The sequence below is a fragment of the Pseudoalteromonas sp. SG43-7 genome (assembly GCF_014164295.1).
GTDB lineage: Bacteria > Pseudomonadota > Gammaproteobacteria > Enterobacterales > Alteromonadaceae > Pseudoalteromonas > Pseudoalteromonas rhizosphaerae.
This window is the reverse complement of record NZ_JACJEY010000248.1, coordinates 1-236: the sequence shown is the minus strand read 5'-3', so window position 1 is coordinate 236 and position 236 is coordinate 1. Positions and strand designations below refer to the sequence as shown.

Sequence of the window (236 nt, the reverse complement as noted above, 5' to 3'; positions counted from 1 at the left end):
GCATAAAGATTAAGTCAATTTTATCCAGTCTCTAGAGCATATGCTTTTAACCGTATCAGGAACAGAAATGAATTTATTCCACGCTTGCGAAACCTGTTCGACTATTTCTTTATAACCACTAAACACACGATTAGATAAACAGTGTTGCCGTATCCAACTCCATACTTGCTCTATTGGATTTAACTCCGGGGAGTAAGGCGGAAGTTTTATTAGCGTGACATTATTGAATGGTTTTA

1 protein-coding gene is annotated in these 236 nt (G+C 36.9%); it reads right to left on the bottom strand.

Annotation, left to right across the window (positions count from 1 at the left end; translation table 11 throughout):
* Positions 1 to 9 precede the first annotated feature (9 nt).
* Positions 10 to 236, bottom strand: a 227-nt coding sequence (locus H5200_RS23715) for a transposase (RefSeq protein WP_182762932.1), incomplete at its 5' end; no start/stop codon positions are given.